14 protein-coding genes and 1 tRNA gene are annotated in these 12,206 nt (G+C 69.1%); 7 read left to right on the plus strand and 8 right to left on the minus strand.

Annotation, left to right across the window (positions count from 1 at the left end; all coding sequences use genetic code 11):
- Nucleotide 1: 1 nt before the first annotated feature.
- A complete protein-coding gene (locus ACWEIJ_RS43735; protein ID WP_449843201.1) occupies nt 2-1,177 on the plus strand; it encodes an MFS transporter in 1,176 nt (391 codons plus the stop codon).
- On the opposite strand, the gene ACWEIJ_RS43740 is transcribed toward ACWEIJ_RS43735, so the two are convergent.
- Nucleotides 1,153-2,205 carry an alpha/beta hydrolase gene (locus ACWEIJ_RS43740; RefSeq protein WP_449843202.1) on the minus strand — a complete coding sequence of 351 codons (1,053 nt, stop codon included), beginning with the start codon at nt 2,203-2,205 and terminating at the stop codon, nt 1,153-1,155. The two genes, ACWEIJ_RS43735 and ACWEIJ_RS43740, sit on opposite strands and share 25 nt — an antisense overlap.
- 65 nt (nt 2,206-2,270) lie before the next feature.
- Between ACWEIJ_RS43740 and ACWEIJ_RS43745 the strand changes: the two genes are divergently transcribed.
- The 3 genes from ACWEIJ_RS43745 (at nt 2,271) to ACWEIJ_RS43755 (ending at nt 3,842) form a co-directional block, all read left to right on the plus strand.
- Nucleotides 2,271-2,846 (plus strand): NADPH-dependent FMN reductase, encoded by a 576-nt coding sequence (locus ACWEIJ_RS43745; protein WP_449843203.1) that lies wholly within the window; start codon nt 2,271-2,273, stop codon nt 2,844-2,846.
- An 80-nt stretch (nt 2,847-2,926) separates the two neighbouring features.
- Nucleotides 2,927-3,349, plus strand: coding sequence for an organic hydroperoxide resistance protein (locus tag ACWEIJ_RS43750; protein ID WP_355434002.1), 423 nt, complete (start codon nt 2,927-2,929; stop codon nt 3,347-3,349).
- Nucleotides 3,350-3,365: 16 nt separating this feature from the next.
- The gene (locus ACWEIJ_RS43755) at nt 3,366-3,842 is read left to right on the plus strand and encodes a Dps family protein (RefSeq protein WP_449843204.1); all 477 of its coding nucleotides are present in this window, start codon (nt 3,366-3,368) and stop codon (nt 3,840-3,842) included.
- A 68-nt stretch (nt 3,843-3,910) separates the two neighbouring features.
- On the opposite strand, the gene ACWEIJ_RS43760 is transcribed toward ACWEIJ_RS43755, so the two are convergent.
- Both ACWEIJ_RS43760 and ACWEIJ_RS43765 read right to left on the minus strand, forming a co-directional pair.
- The gene (locus ACWEIJ_RS43760) at nt 3,911-5,419 is read right to left on the minus strand and encodes a trypsin-like serine peptidase (protein WP_449843205.1); all 1,509 of its coding nucleotides are present in this window, start codon (nt 5,417-5,419) and stop codon (nt 3,911-3,913) included.
- A gap of 45 nt (nt 5,420-5,464) precedes the next feature.
- Complete coding sequence (locus ACWEIJ_RS43765) at nt 5,465-7,279, minus strand: prolyl oligopeptidase family serine peptidase (protein WP_449843206.1); 1,815 nt, start codon at nt 7,277-7,279, stop codon at nt 5,465-5,467.
- 42 nt (nt 7,280-7,321) lie between these two features.
- On the opposite strand from ACWEIJ_RS43765, the gene ACWEIJ_RS43770 reads away from it, so the two are divergent.
- Nucleotides 7,322-7,801, plus strand: a complete 480-nt coding sequence (locus ACWEIJ_RS43770) for a DUF3291 domain-containing protein (RefSeq protein ID WP_449843207.1) — start codon at nt 7,322-7,324, stop codon at nt 7,799-7,801.
- Here ACWEIJ_RS43770 and ACWEIJ_RS43775 read toward each other — a convergent pair.
- On the minus strand, nt 7,780-8,532 hold the full coding sequence (locus ACWEIJ_RS43775) for a heparin lyase I family protein (protein ID WP_449843208.1): 753 nt from the start codon (nt 8,530-8,532) through the stop codon (nt 7,780-7,782). The two genes, ACWEIJ_RS43770 and ACWEIJ_RS43775, sit on opposite strands and share 22 nt — an antisense overlap.
- Before the next feature lie 151 nt (nt 8,533-8,683).
- Here ACWEIJ_RS43775 and ACWEIJ_RS43780 point away from each other — a divergent pair, with 151 nt between their 5' ends.
- Nucleotides 8,684-9,163, plus strand: coding sequence for a GAF domain-containing protein (locus ACWEIJ_RS43780; RefSeq protein ID WP_449843209.1), 480 nt, complete (start codon nt 8,684-8,686; stop codon nt 9,161-9,163).
- A gap of 12 nt (nt 9,164-9,175) precedes the next feature.
- On the opposite strand, the gene ACWEIJ_RS43785 is transcribed toward ACWEIJ_RS43780, so the two are convergent.
- The 3 genes from ACWEIJ_RS43785 to ACWEIJ_RS43795 all read right to left on the minus strand — a co-directional run bounded on the left by ACWEIJ_RS43785 (nt 9,176) and on the right by ACWEIJ_RS43795 (nt 10,866).
- Entirely contained in the window at nt 9,176-9,400 is a 225-nt protein-coding gene (locus tag ACWEIJ_RS43785; RefSeq protein ID WP_449843210.1) for a hypothetical protein, read from the minus strand.
- Nucleotides 9,401-9,819: 419 nt separating this feature from the next.
- Nucleotides 9,820-9,893 (minus strand) — tRNA-Pro (locus tag ACWEIJ_RS43790).
- Between the two features lie 19 nt (nt 9,894-9,912).
- Nucleotides 9,913-10,866: a metallophosphoesterase gene (locus tag ACWEIJ_RS43795; protein WP_449843211.1), complete on the minus strand. Its 954-nt coding sequence runs from the start codon at nt 10,864-10,866 to the stop codon at nt 9,913-9,915.
- A 69-nt stretch (nt 10,867-10,935) separates the two neighbouring features.
- On the opposite strand from ACWEIJ_RS43795, the gene ACWEIJ_RS43800 reads away from it, so the two are divergent.
- Complete coding sequence (locus tag ACWEIJ_RS43800) at nt 10,936-11,406, plus strand: GatB/YqeY domain-containing protein (protein WP_449843212.1); 471 nt, start codon at nt 10,936-10,938, stop codon at nt 11,404-11,406.
- A 42-nt stretch (nt 11,407-11,448) separates the two neighbouring features.
- On the opposite strand, the gene ACWEIJ_RS43805 is transcribed toward ACWEIJ_RS43800, so the two are convergent.
- On the minus strand, nt 11,449-12,165 hold the full coding sequence (locus ACWEIJ_RS43805; protein ID WP_449843213.1) for an HAD-IA family hydrolase: 717 nt from the start codon (nt 12,163-12,165) through the stop codon (nt 11,449-11,451).
- Between the last annotated feature and the right edge of the window lie 41 nt (nt 12,166-12,206).

Below are 12,206 nucleotides of genomic sequence, written 5' to 3' on the forward strand. Positions count from 1 at the left end.
CGTGAACCTCGCCCCCTTCAAAAACGTCCTCGCGCTGCCGCGGGTGCGTCCCCTGATGCTGCTGATGCTGTTGGCGAGGATTCCCCCGACGGCGGCGGGCGTCACGGTGACCCTGCACGTCGTCACCACGCTCCACCAGGGCTACGCGGCGGCCGGCACGGTCGGTTTCGCGACCATGGTCGGCATCGGCCTCGGGTCACCGCTGATGGGCAAGCTGATCGACAGCAAGGGCCTGCGGGTCACGCTCGCGCTGAGCCTGCTCGAAGGCGTGTTCTGGGTGACGGCGCCGCTGATGAACTACTACGTGCTGTTGGTGCTGGCGTTCGCCAACGGGCTGGTGGCCGTGCCGATGATGTCGATCGGCCGCCAGGCGCTGACGGCGCTCATCCCCGAACCGCAACGACGGCCGGCCTTCTCGCTGGACTCGATCTCGGTCGAGCTGTCGTTCATGGTCGGGCCCGCCGCCGGTGTGCTGATCGCGACGAGGTTCTCGACGGGCACCGCACTCGTCTCGATCGGTGTGGCGCTCCTCGTGGCCAGCGCGGTGCTGTTCGCGGTGAACCCGCCACTGGTGCACGAGGACGAGGTCGTCGACGGTCCGAAGCCCCGGCTCACCCAGTGGTTGCGCGGGCCGGTGATCGCGGCGCTGATCATCCCGTTCGGCGCCACCATGACGTTGTCGGGCATGGAGATCGCCTCCATCGCGTCGATGCAGCGCGTCGGCGAGCAGAGCTGGCTCGGCCTGATCTTCGTGGTGATGTGCGCGGCGTCGGCCCTCGGCGGGCTCGTCTACGGCAGCCTGAAACGGGTGCCGAGCGGGGTCGTGCTGCTGGCGGTCATGGCGTTGCTGGAGCTCCCGGTCGGACTGGGCGACGGCAACGTGGCGCTGCTGGCGATCGCGCTCGTCCCGATGAACTTCGCGTGCGCGCCGACCATCGCGGCGTCGACCGAGCTGATCAGCAAGTACGCGCCCGCGTCGGCCCGCGGGCTCGCCCTGGGCCTGCAGGGCTCCGCGTTCACGTTCGGCGTCGCCGCCGGTCAGCCGCTCGCGGGGGTCGCCGTGGACCACAGCGGACCCCCGCTCGGCTTCGTCGTCGCCGGGCTGGCCGGACTGACGATCGCCGGTCTGGGCTGGGTGTTGTCGAGGCAGCGTCAGGCGGTCTCGGTCACGTCCTGAGCGGAGTTCGCGAGCGCGAGGCCGGTCCGCAGCGCGCCCACGGCCTCGGACACGGCCTCGCGGAAGATCCCGCCGACTCCGAGCACGTTCGCGAAGCCGTGGAACAGGCCCTCGTGCCGGCGCAGCACGACCGGCACGCCCTCGGCGGCCAGGCGTTCCGCGAAGGCCTCGCCCTCGTCGCGCAACGGGTCGTAGCCCGCGGTCGCGATGTAGGTGGGCGGCAGGTTCGAGAGGTCGTCCGCGAGCATGATCGACAGGCGCGGGTCGTGGCGGTCCTTGCCGCCCGCGCTGTACTGGTCGAGGAACCAGTCCATCTTCTCGTCGGTCAGGAAGAACCCGTTGCCGAAGATCTCCCGCGACCGCCGGCGCACCGAGGCGTCCACGCCGGGGTAGAAGAGCAGCAGGAACGCGAGGTCGACCTCGGCTGAATGCGCGGTCACCGCGGCCAGGTTGCCGCCCGCGCTGTCACCGCCGAGCGCGATCCGCCTGGCGTCGATGCCCAGGTCCTCGGCCTTGGCCACGGCGTAGCGCAGCACCTCGGCCGCGTCGTCGGCCGCGGCGGGGAACGGCGCCTCGGGAGCGAGCCGGTAGTCGGCCGCGAGCACCCGGACACCGGCCTCCCTGGCGAGGAACCGGCACAGGTTGTCGTGGCTCTCCAGGCTGCCGGTCACCCAGCCGCCACCGTGGTAGAAGATCAACAGCGGGGAGCCGGTGGCCAGGCCGTCCGGTGTGTAGAGCCGTCCGGCGAACTCGCCGATCGTGAGCTCCCGCGTGCCGACTCCGGTGATCTTCGGACCGGCCACGAGCTTCGAACTCAACTCCAGGTCGAGGCGGCTCGCGGACGCTGACCTGGTGCGCCAGTCCGTCCCGGACAACTGCTGGAGCCTGAGCAGCAGCTGCGCCTCCGGGTGCAGGTCCTGACCGTCCAGACGGATCGGGGTACCGGCGATGAGGCGGCGCACAGGGCCGGGGAGACCGAACGCGAAGCGCAGAGCGCCGGCCAGCACGGCCGTCTGGAAATTCGACATGTGTTTCACGTTACTCGCGAGTAGTGCTGGATCTCCAGGTATCTGGAGGTGGAAGGATCGTGGTCATGACGGTGACGGTGGTGGGCATCGGGGGCTCGATCAGGTCCGACTCGCAGTCCGAGCGCGCGCTGCGGGTGGCCCTGGAGGGTGCCCGCGAGCTCGGTGCGGAGACGATCCAGTACAGCGGGCCTGATCTGGTGCTGCCGTTCTACGACCCGTCGGTGCCGGAACGGACGGACATCGCCCGTCGCATGGTCGAGGACCTGCGGCGCGCCGACGGCGTGATCCTCGTGTCGCCCGGCTACCACGGCACGGTGTCCGGCCTGGTCAAGAACGCCCTCGACTACATCGAGGACCTGCGTGAGGACGACCGCCCGTACCTCGACGGCCGTGCGGTGGGCACGATCACCGCCGCGTACGGCTGGCAGGCCGCGGTGAACACGCTGGCCGCGGTCCGCTCCATCGTGCACGCGCTGCGCGGCTGGCCGACCCCGCTCGGCGCCGCGATCAACTCCGCGCAGGTCAAGTTCGACGGCGACGGCGCCTGCTCGGACAACGACGTCGACCGGAACCTGCGGGTGATCGGCCGGCAGGTCGTGGAGTTCGCGCTGCGCCACGCGTCTCAACTCGACGTGAACTGACTCACGATCGGGCAGATAAGTCGTGTGCGATCCGTTCTAACCGGTGGGTAACAAAGCCCACTGACTCAAGGGAGAGCGGAATGGAAGCGCTGTACACGGCTGAGGCGACTGCTTACGGCGAAGGCCGCAACGGCGAGGTCCGGTCCTCCGACGGTGTGATCGACGAGGTGCTGTCGGTGCCGAAGGAGATGGGCGGCCCCGGCGGTGACGCGACCAACCCCGAGCAGCTCTTCGCGGCCGGCTACGCGGCCTGCTTCAACTCCGCCCTCGCCGCGGTCGCGCGCGCGGGCAAGATTCAGCTCGCTTCTTCTGAGGTAACCGCCAAGGTGGGGATCGGCCCGAACGGTGCCGGCGGCTTCCAGCTGGCCGTCGAGCTCGCGGTGAACATCCCCGGATTCGACCAGGCGGTCGCGGAGAAGCTCGTCGAGCAGGCCCACCAGGTCTGCCCGTACTCCAACGCGACGCGCGGCAACATCGAGGTGGCGCTCACCGTCACCGTCTGAGGAGGCGCGTAAGACCATGGCCAAGAACCCGATCACCAGCCCGTTGTCCGACGCTGACCGCGACGCGGTCGGAGCCGTTCTGCAGGCCGCACTCGTCGACCTCGTCGACCTGTCCCTGATCGGGAAGCAGGCGCACTGGAACGTGATCGGCAAGAACTTCCGCAGCGTCCACCTCCAGCTCGACGAACTGGTCACGCTGGCGCGCACCGCCGCCGACCAGGTCGCCGAACGTTCGGCCGCTCTCGGCGTCACGCCGAACGGCACGGCGAAGACCATCGCCGCGTCGTCCGGCGTGCCCGAGATCGAGACCGGCTGGCTGAAGGAGGAGCAGGTCGTCGCATCGATCACGGCTGCCCTGGCGTCGCTGATCTCTCGCATGCGTGCCCGCATCGACGAGACCGACAAGCCCGACCTCGTCACCCAGGACCTGCTGATCGGCATCACGCAGGAACTGGAGCAGGCGCACTGGATGTGGCAGGCCCAAGCCGCCTGACCTGCTTTCCGCACGCGGGGCCCTTCCGTACTCCAGGAGAGTACGAAAGCTCCCCGCGTGCCTTCGTCTTACGGCGCGACGAGCTGGATCTCGCGGTGCAGCTGACCGTCGACGTCGGGGTAGAAGCTCACCTCGCCGTCGCTCCACCGCACGATGATGCCGTTGCCGCGGCCGGCCGTGACGGTGGCGTGCGTCCACAGGTCGTTCGGCGCCTGGACCCGGTGCTCCTGGCCGAGACCGGCGGAGGCCACGTCGCCGTAGATGGTGAACTCGCCGTCGCTCCAGCGCACCAGCAGGTCGGGCGTACCCGAACCGGTCCAGTTGCCGCCGGAGATCGTCTGGGCGTGCGTCCAGGTGCTGTTCGGTGCCGCGAGCTGGCGTTCCGAACCGAGCTTGTTGGCGGCGATGCCCTGGTAGAGCGTGGTTTCGCCGTCGTTCCAGACGACCACGAGGTCACCGCCGAGCCCGGCGATGTACGACGCGTGGTCCTTCCACAGGGCGTTGGGCGCGGCGAGCTGCACCTCGTTGTGGAAGCCGCTCTTGTCGACGGATCCGTAGTAGGTGACCTCGCCGTCCGACCACGTCACGACGAGCCCGTTGCCCACCGTGGCGATGCCCTTGGCGTGCGTCCAGATGCTCTGCGGAGCCGCGAGCTGGGTCTCGCCGACGAACGGCTTCTGCGGGTCGGACGTGGATCCGCCCTGGTAGAGGGTGACCTCGCCGTCGCTCCAGCGGACGATCATGTCCAGCTGAGTGCTGCCGGTGAAGCGGCCGGACGTGATGAGCTGCGCGTGCTTCCACGTCGCACCGCTGCCCAGCGGATAGCCCAGGTTGCCGTTGCTCGGCGGCACCGGTGCCGCGACGGCCTTGTCGTACAACGCCTTGACGCGGCTGTCGAAGCGGACGCTGTAGTTGTCCGGGTTGGTGGGCGGCAGGTCCTGGCCCTTGCCGCCGATGACGCCGATCAGCTCCTTGGTGCCGCGCAGCACCCACGGTCCGCCGCTGAACCCGCCGGGAATGCCCAGGCACTCCAGCTTCTCCCAGTACTGGCCGTCGCGGGACGCGCTGCTGTCGCACAGGTAGGGCTTGTCCTTGGCGGACGGATAACCGAAGACGGTCATGTTCGCGGGCAGGGCCGCGTCGACGTGGAGGTTGAGCGAGGAGCCCGTCACCTCGGCGACGTTCTTGCCGTTGCGCGGCTGCAGCACGACGAAGGCGTAGTCGTAGGGCGAGCCGGCGCCGTTGATGTCGTGGTTGTCCTTGTAGCCGTCGTCGACGTAGATCGCCGCCGACTGCCACGTCCCGTACGGCGCCTGGCCGTCGTGGTAACCGGGGCTGAAGAAGATCTTGCTCTTGCCGTAGACGCAGTGCGCGGCGGTGACGATCACGTTGCCGCGCGGGCTGGTGACCACGCTGCCGGAGCAGTGGTGGTCCGTGGCGTCGCCGGAGGGCGACAGCGAACCGATCTCAGGCCTGGGTGTGGTGACCTGACTTTGCGGCGTGGCCGCTTCCGCGGCCTGCACCGGCAGCAAGAACGCCACCAGCGCGAGTGCCGCTCCCCAGTGGGCTTTCCTCATGGTCGCGACAGTACGGAGGCGCTGGTGACGTTTTGCTGACTTCGGTCACATCGCCAGGTGCCTCCTGGCGAAGTCGACCTCGGCCGCGGTCTGCCGCATGGTCTCGGCGACCACCAACGAACCGTGGCCGGCGTCGTAGCGGTACATCTCGTACGTGTGGCCACGGGCCGCGAGCGCGTCGAGGTAGTTGTCGATCTGCCGGATCGGGCAGCGCGGGTCGTTCTCGCCCGCGAGCACCAGCACCGGCGCGGTCACCTGCTCCACGTAGGTGAGCGGCGAGCACTCCCGGTACAGCTCCGGCAGCTCCTCCGGCGAACCGCCGAACAACGCGCGGTCGAACGCCCGCAGCGGCTCCATCTCGTCCTCGTACGCGGCGAAGTAGTCCGCCACCGGGACGCCCGCGATGCCGACCGTCCACCGTTGCGGCTGCACGCCGATGCCGAGCAGGGTCAGGTAGCCGCCCCACGACGCGCCGCTCAGCACCGACTTCGACGGGTCGGTGAGCCCGGACTCGACCGCCCAGTCGTGCACGGCGGCGATGTCCTCCAGCTCGGTCAGGCCCGGCCTGCCCTCGATCGCGTCCCGCCACTTCGAGCCGTAGCCGCTGGAACCGCGGTAGTTGACGTGCACGGTCGCGAACCCGGCGTCCAGCCAGACGGCCCGGTACGCCGAGAAGCGGTCCTCGTCGGAGGAGTGCGGGCCGCCGTGGATCAGGAACACCGTTGGGAACGGTCCCTCGCCCTCCGGCCTGGACACCAGCGCGTGCACCTCGCCGACGAAGACGTCCTCCAACGGCGCGGAGGTCGCCGGGCGGGCACCCTGCGGCTCGACCAGCACCCGTTCGGTGCCGTCGGTGGCCAGCGCGCGGATCACCGTCGACTTCTCGGCGGACGACCACGAGTACTCGACCGTGCCGTCCGGACGCACGCCGGCGGACCCGATCACGCCGGGCGCGGTGTCCAGAGTGGACAGTTCGCCGGTCGCGAGGTCGTAGCGGTGCACGGTGTTGCGGGCGTGGTGGGTGTGGACGATCAGCAGCGCGGACGCGTCCGGGTACCAGTCCGCGGCGACCTCACCCGGCAGGTCGAGGACGATCTCGGTCTCGGTGTCCGCGGCGACGTCCCAGATCAGCAGCTCCTCGCGGCCGCGGCGCTCGTGCAGCACCAGCAGCCGCTGGTCGCCGCGCACCGGGCTGAACGAGATGGCGTCGAGGCCCTTGCCCTTGCCGTCCCACTTCTCGGCCCTGGCCTCACCGGTCGCGGCGTTGAGCGCGCGCAGGGCCATGTGCCGGTTGTCGCCGTGCTCGGAGTGCGCGATCACGACCAGCGACTCGTCCTTCGACAGCGCGGTCACGCCGGCGTCGTTGACGTGCTGGTAGATCACCTCGGCGGGACCGCCGGCACGCGACAGCCAGACCGTCGTGCCGTCGTCGGTCGAGGCGGCCACCGCCACGACGTCGCGGCCGAGCTCAAGCCCCGCGGGGTAGCCCGCGTGGACGTTCGCGACCGCGGGCTCGGCCTTGCGGCCGTCGGGCGTGAACGGCTCGCGCACCCACACGCCGAACTCGTCGCCGTCGTGGTCGTCGAACCACCAGATCTCGGTGCCGTCCGGGTTCAGCGTGCCGTGCGAGGTGCCGTTCGGGCGGTCCGTGACCTTGCGGTGCTCGTCCTTCGCCCGGTCCCAGGCGTAGATCTCCCACACGCCGCTCGCGTTGGAGACGTACAGGGTGCGGTCCGGTGCGTCGTCCGCCCAGCTGGGCAGGCTCATCCGGGGAGCGGTGAACCGCTCGCGCCACCGGGTCTCGGCGGCCGGATCGTCGAAGAGCTGGTCCGGAACGTTCGGAGCAGGGTGCGTTGTCACACCGCAACACTAGAGTCAGACCTGGTTCAAGGGGGATTCGAAATGACACAACCACCTCAGTGGGGAGCTGCCGCGTCGATGGAACTCGCCCAGGTCAACATCTCGCGGCTGCTCGCACCGCTCGACAGCCCGCAGCTCAAGGAGTTCGTCGACGCGCTCGACGAGGTGAACGCGGTCGCGGACGCCGCACCCGGCTTCCGCTGGCGGCTGCAGAGCGAGGCGGGCGACGCGACCGCGATCCGCGTCTTCGACGACGACTGGCTGATCGTGAACATGTCGGTGTGGGAGTCGCCGGAGTCGCTGCTGGCTTACGTCTACGGCGACGCCCACCGGGCGGTGCTGCGCGGCAGGCGCAAGTGGTTCCATCACCCGGCCGAGGCGATGACCGCGCTGTGGTGGGTGCCCGTCGGTCACCGGCCGTCCGTCGCCGAAGCCGAGGAACGGCTGGTGCACCTGCGCGCGCACGGCCCGTCTTCGGAGGTGTTCACGCTGAAGCAGATCTACGGCGCGACGTCCGCGTAGCTGGTGCCGAGCTTGGCGCTGTTGAGCCAGGCCGTGGCGTGCCCGCTGTTGGGACCGGACCGGTAGACACCCCACTTGGTGTTGACGTGCGTGCCCCACAGCGTTGCCGCCGCGTACCGCTTCTGCCCGTTGTCGAACGTCTGCTGCACGCCGTTGCGGTACAGCTCGACCCAGCCGTCGTCGCCGCGGCTCAGCCGGAAGCCGATCACCCAGTCGTTCCACTGCCCGGCCGGGAACGGCACGGTCCAGATGTGCTTCGTGCCGCCGTTCGGCGAGGTGAGCTGGAAGTGCAGCTTGCCGTCACCGAGCGTCCGCAGCACGAACGGCCCGGACTGGGGCTGCGACCCGCTCTCCCCGGAGACGTGCAGCTGGTAGACCGAGATCCAGTGCCCGCCGTTGGGGTTCAGGTCCCACTTGGCCCGCCAGCCGAAGTAGAAGACCTTGCCCACGTCCGCAGCGCCGATCCGGTACGGCGCCCCGTTCTTGCGCATGCCCCGGCTCTCGCAGCGCTCCTTGCCGTTGTTCCAGTCCCACGTCTCGTACTTGATCGACGCCCCGTACGTGGCGTCGTTCGCGACGGTGATCCTGCCGGGGTCCTGCTCCAGCCCGTCGAACACGGCCGCCAGCCCCTTGGCCGGATCCGCCTCCCACAGGACGTTCACGGCCCGCGCCTGGGCCGGGGTGATGAGAGCGGCGACGACCGTCGCCACCAGCGCCCACTGTGCGCGCATCAGATCTCCTTCGGTGCAATGCCCGCGGCGAAGGGACAGATCGGATGTCTGCGGCGTGGTCTCACGTTATCGGCGAACAATTGATCACACCAGGTTTCAGCCCGCACCGGAATATCTGGTCGTGCGGGTGCGGCGGCGTTAATGTTGATACATGTCGGAAACGATGGAACGGCTCGCCGGGGCGGCCACGTTGGAGGAAGTGCAACGGATCGTCCGCACCACGGCCCGTTCCTCGCTGTCCGCCCACGGCGCCACGTTGGTGCTGCTCGACGGCGATCTCTGCTACTACGCGGACGAGGACTCGATGAGTCCGCTGTGGAAGGGCCAGCGCTTCCCGGTCGGGAACTGCATCAGCGGCTGGGCGATGCTGAACCGCAAAACGGTGGCGATCAGGGACATCCGCTTCGATTCGAGGATTCCTCAGGAAGCGTATCGGCCGACATTCGTGCGAAGCCTGTTGATGGCCCCGATCCTGCGCCCGGAACCACTCGGCGCCATCGGTTGCTACTGGGCCGTCCCGCACACCGCGACGCCCGTGGAGACCGAGACCTTGGAGGCGTTGGCCCGCGACGCCGGGGAGGCGCTGGAACGCTTCCCGGAAGGCCTGCCCGCGCGAGGCTTCCTCAGCTGAACGACGCCGGCCTCACCGGCGGCCGAGCTCGTCCTCGAAGATCTGGTCGACCTGCCGCGACGCCCGCGACAGCACCTTGACCGTGCCCACGATCAGCGCGAAACCGATCGCCGCCGCAGCCGCCACCCAGACCGACGTGAGCATGTAAACGATTCCCAGCGCCTGAAGCACCACAATGGACTTGGCCGCTATGACGATCCACGACCTATGGGCAGGTTTGGCGGCGACGGAGTCCATCACAAGCATCTCCCGACTCTTTCAACGAGTGCTGAACCACTGCCTTCGTCGTTTGGATCAAGACACCCGTTACGGAACGTGAGTTGAACCGTCAACCTTCACCCGTAAGGGTTAACGCTACGTGCGCGTTCCGTATAGTTTGGTGCGGAACGGTGGCGCTGCGTCATGCAACCACGGTGAACGCTGCGGCCGCTCGTGTCGAGCCAGACCACACGATCGGGTGGTATTACCGAGAGGGAGTGACCTTTCGCGTGAAGCTGCCGCCCTTGGACCCTGGCTGAAAACGCTCGACCCAGCCGCTGCACGCGGGTGGCTCGTTCGACCCTCCGGCGTGGTCTTGGCGGGGGTGCCCTCGATCGGGCCGGGAAAACAAAAATCGGGCCGATTCCAACACAAGCTGGAATCGGCCCGATTCTTAATCGGGGTGACAGGATTTGAACCTGCGACCTCTTCGTCCCGAACGAAGCGCGCTACCAAGCTGCGCCACACCCCGGCTGGGAACGAGTAGAACTCTACATCATGTCCGCCCCAGCTCCGAATCGGACCCCCTCATTTCGGCCCTGACCAGGCGTAACGGGCCGAGGAACCAGGGTCAGCAGCGAAGCCTCCGGAGGGCAGCAGAACCGCACCGGCGCGTACGGCGAAGTGCCCATCCCGGCGGAGACGTTCATCCACATGTGCGAGCCCCACCGCGACACCCCGCGCGCACGCCCGCGGTCGAGTTCGCAGTTGGTCACCAGGGCGCCGTAGAACGGCACGCGCAGCTGTCCGCCGTGGGTGTGCCCGGCCATCACGAAGTCGTAGCCGTCGGCGGCGAACGGGTCCAGCACGCGCGGTTCCGGGGAGTGCGTGACGCCGAGGCGCAGTGCGGCGGACGGGTCCGGGGTGCCGGCGATGTCGGCGTAGCGGTCGCGCTTGAGGTGAGGGTCGTCCAGGCCGGCGGCGAAGATCGTCTGGCCGCCCACCTCGATGGTCCTGCGCACGTGCGTCAGGTCGAGCCAGCCGCGCTCGATCATGCCCGCGCGGAGGTCGCGCCACGGCAGCGTCACGCCGTGGATGCGCTTGGTCTTGGCGGACGGCAGCAGGTAGCGCACCGGGTTCTTCAGCCGGGGCGCGTAGTAGTCGTTGCTGCCGAACACGAACACGCCCGGCTTGTCGAGCAACGGGCCGAGCGCGCGCAGCACGCCGGGGACGGCGTCCTTGTGCGCGAGGTTGTCGCCCGTGTTGACGACGAAGTCCGGGTTCAGGTCGGCCAGTGAGGCGACCCAGCGCTGCTTCGACACCTGGTTCGGCGTCATGTGCAGGTCTGAGATGTGCAGCACACGGATCGGCTTGGAGCCGGGGGACAGGACAGGCACGGTGGCGGTGCGCAGAGTCCAGTGCCTCCGCTCGATTCCTGCCGCGTACGCGATGGTCGCGGCGCCGAGTGCGGTCGTGGCGAGGAGTGCTCGGCCGAGCTTGTTCACGGTGTCAAGGGTACGGAAGGCGGTTAACTCGATCGGCGCGGCATCCGGCGGGCGGTACCGTTCTGCGCCATGGCGGAGTTGAAGACGCGGCTGCAGAACGACCTCACTGCGGCCATGAAGGCCAGGGAGACTGTCACGGCCGGTGCGTTGCGGATGGCGCTCACGGCGGTCACGAACGAGGAGGTCGCGGGCAAGCAGGCGCGCGAGCTCAGCGACGACGAGGTCGTGAAGGTCCTCACGCGCGAGGCGAAGAAGCGCAAGGAGGCCGCCGAGGCCTTCGAGGGTGCCGGCCGGGCCGAGAAGGCCGAGCTGGAGCGCCAGGAGCTCGCCGTGCTGGAGACCTACCTCCCCGCCCAGCTCGACGACGCCGCGCTGGCGTCCATTGTGGACAAGGCGATCGAGGCGCTGGCCGCGCAGCTCGGCGAGACGCCGGGGCCCAAGCAGATGGGCCAGGTCATGAAGGCCGTCAACGCCGAGGTTGCCGGACGTGCCGAGGGTGGCCGGGTGGCCGCCGCGGTGAAGTCCAGGCTCACGAGCTGAACCAGTGCCGCAGCGGGCGCGAAACCCGCTGCGGCACCCGAACTAGAACGCCTTGTCGACCGCGTCCGCGAACTCGCCCATCGACCCGAACTCCAGGTCGTAGCCGAACTCACCGGACGGCTGCGGCGTCGCGCCCCAGCCCGGCCGGTCGTGCCTCCGGTTGATCCACACGGACGGCAGTCCCTCCCGGCGGGCCGGCACGTGGTCGTGGAACAGGCTCTGCGCCACGTGCAGCAGGCCCGCGCGCTCCACTCCCAACGCGCCGAGCGTGTCGTCCAGCGCCCGGAAGTGGTTCTCGGCCGGCTTGTACGCGCCGACGTCCTCCGCGGTGATGATCGCCGCGAAGTCCCCGCGCAGCCACCGGTTGCTGCCCGCGAACCCGTCGCGGTGCACATTGGACAGAATGATCAACTTGTAGTGGGCGGCCAGCCGTGCCAGCGCGTCCGCGGAATCCGGGAACGCCGGCCAGTCCGGCACCGACGACCCCAGCCGCCGCGCCCACTCGTCGCTCACCTCGCGGCCGAGCTCGGCACCGGCCCGGTGGAACGCCGTCGCCAGCACGTCCGGGTACAGCCGGAACGGCTTCTCCGCCTCGACGACCGCCTCCTGCGCCCCGTACGCGAGCAGCAGTTCCTCGTCGGACAGTGAGAGCCCCTGTTCGCGCGCCCACGGTGAGAGCACCGCGGCGATGCCGGTCTCCCAGTCGATGAGCGTGCCGTAGCAGTCGAAGCTGAGCGCCTGGAACTTCGTCAGGTCCATGAACCAAACTGTAGTACAGTTCAACTGCAGGGCAATCGAGT

The organism is Lentzea sp. NPDC004789, assembly GCF_053601075.1.

What these genes read in the sequence shown, in the direction of transcription:
- ACWEIJ_RS43805 (WP_449843213.1), bottom strand. Translation starts at nt 12,165, where the DNA reads ATGGACCTGACGAAGTTCCAGGCGCTCAGCTTCGACTGCTACGGCACG.
- ACWEIJ_RS43800 (WP_449843212.1), top strand. Translation starts at nt 10,936, where the DNA reads ATGGCGGAGTTGAAGACGCGGCTGCAGAACGACCTCACTGCGGCCATG.
- ACWEIJ_RS43745 (WP_449843203.1), top strand. Translation starts at nt 2,271, where the DNA reads ATGACGGTGACGGTGGTGGGCATCGGGGGCTCGATCAGGTCCGACTCG.
- ACWEIJ_RS43770 (WP_449843207.1), top strand. Translation starts at nt 7,322, where the DNA reads ATGACACAACCACCTCAGTGGGGAGCTGCCGCGTCGATGGAACTCGCC.
- ACWEIJ_RS43775 (WP_449843208.1), bottom strand. Translation starts at nt 8,532, where the DNA reads ATGCGCGCACAGTGGGCGCTGGTGGCGACGGTCGTCGCCGCTCTCATC.
- ACWEIJ_RS43755 (WP_449843204.1), top strand. Translation starts at nt 3,366, where the DNA reads ATGGCCAAGAACCCGATCACCAGCCCGTTGTCCGACGCTGACCGCGAC.
- ACWEIJ_RS43785 (WP_449843210.1), bottom strand. Translation starts at nt 9,400, where the DNA reads ATGGACTCCGTCGCCGCCAAACCTGCCCATAGGTCGTGGATCGTCATA.
- ACWEIJ_RS43750 (WP_355434002.1), top strand. Translation starts at nt 2,927, where the DNA reads ATGGAAGCGCTGTACACGGCTGAGGCGACTGCTTACGGCGAAGGCCGC.
- ACWEIJ_RS43740 (WP_449843202.1), bottom strand. Translation starts at nt 2,205, where the DNA reads ATGTCGAATTTCCAGACGGCCGTGCTGGCCGGCGCTCTGCGCTTCGCG.
- ACWEIJ_RS43780 (WP_449843209.1), top strand. Translation starts at nt 8,684, where the DNA reads ATGTCGGAAACGATGGAACGGCTCGCCGGGGCGGCCACGTTGGAGGAA.
- ACWEIJ_RS43760 (WP_449843205.1), bottom strand. Translation starts at nt 5,419, where the DNA reads ATGAGGAAAGCCCACTGGGGAGCGGCACTCGCGCTGGTGGCGTTCTTG.